At 57.0% G+C, this 1,627-nt stretch carries 1 rRNA gene (cut by a window edge); it reads left to right on the forward strand.

The annotated features are described in order from the left end of the window. A 23S ribosomal RNA gene (locus ACIP93_RS37675) occupies positions 1-1,627 on the forward strand; its annotated part runs 1,273 nt beyond the window's last position; the annotation flags it as partial.

A 1,627-nucleotide genomic window follows, 5' to 3' on the forward strand; every position in this document is an offset into this window, starting at 1 on the left:
GGGGTTGTGGGATCTCTTTGTCACGTTCTGCCGGACGTGAGACGAGTCAGAAACCGTTGGTGTAGGCGAAGGACATGCGAAAGGTCCGGCGTAGAGGGTAAGACCCCCGTAGCTGAAACATCAACGGCTCGTTTGAGAGACACCCAAGTAGCACGGGGCCCGAGAAATCCCGTGTGAATCTGGCGGGACCACCCGTTAAGCCTAAATATTCCCTGGTGACCGATAGCGGATAGTACCGTGAGGGAATGGTGAAAAGTACCGCGGGAGCGGAGTGAAATAGTACCTGAAACCGTGTGCCTACAAGCCGTGGGAGCGTCGCTGTATGTGCTTGCACATGCAGTCGTGACTGCGTGCCTTTTGAAGAATGAGCCTGCGAGTTAGCGGTGTGTAGCGAGGTTAACCCGTGTGGGGAAGCCGTAGCGAAAGCGAGTCCGAACAGGGCGGTTGAGTTGCACGCTCTAGACCCGAAGCGGAGTGATCTAGCCATGGGCAGGTTGAAGCGGAGGTAAGACTTCGTGGAGGACCGAACCCACCAGGGTTGAAAACCTGGGGGATGACCTGTGGTTAGGGGTGAAAGGCCAATCAAACTCCGTGATAGCTGGTTCTCCCCGAAATGCATTTAGGTGCAGCGTCGTGTGTTTCTTGCCGGAGGTAGAGCACTGGATAGGCGATGGGCCCTACCGGGTTACTGACCTTAGCCAAACTCCGAATGCCGGTAAGTGAGAGCGCGGCAGTGAGACTGTGGGGGATAAGCTCCATGGTCGAGAGGGAAACAGCCCAGAGCATCGACTAAGGCCCCTAAGCGTACGCTAAGTGGGAAAGGATGTGGAGTCGCAGAGACAACCAGGAGGTTGGCTTAGAAGCAGCCACCCTTGAAAGAGTGCGTAATAGCTCACTGGTCAAGTGATTCCGCGCCGACAATGTAGCGGGGCTCAAGCGTACCGCCGAAGTCGTGTCATTCCAGCACATACCCCCAACGGGGGCTGGGATGGGTAGGGGAGCGTCGTGTGCCGGGTGAAGCAGCCGCGGAAGCGAGTTGTGGACGGTTCACGAGTGAGAATGCAGGCATGAGTAGCGATACACACGTGAGAAACGTGTGCGCCGATTGACTAAGGGTTCCTGGGTCAAGCTGATCTGCCCAGGGTAAGTCGGGACCTAAGGCGAGGCCGACAGGCGTAGTCGATGGACAACCGGTTGATATTCCGGTACCCGCTTTGAAACGCCCAATACTGAATCAGACGATGCTATGCCCGTGAAGCCGTTCCGGACCCTTCGGGGAATGGAAAGTGGTGGAGCCGGCGACCCAGATCTGTACTAGGTAAGCGATGGGGTGACGCAGGAAGGTAGTCCAGCCCGGGCGGTGGTAGTCCCGGGGTAAGGGTGTAGGCCGTGTGGTAGGCAAATCCGTCACACATTAAGGCTGAGACCTGATGCCGAGCCGATTGTGGTGAAGTGGATGATCCTATGCTGTCGAGAAAAGCCTCTAGCGAGTTTCATGGCGGCCCGTACCCTAAACCGACTCAGGTGGTCAGGTAGAGAATACCGAGGCGTTCGGGTGAACTATGGTTAAGGAACTCGGCAAAATGCCCCCGTAACTTCGGGAGAAGGGGGGCCATCACCGGTGATC

It is taken from the genome of Streptomyces sp. NPDC088745 (genome assembly GCF_044751045.1).
GTDB lineage: Bacteria > Actinomycetota > Actinomycetes > Streptomycetales > Streptomycetaceae > Streptomyces > Streptomyces cremeus.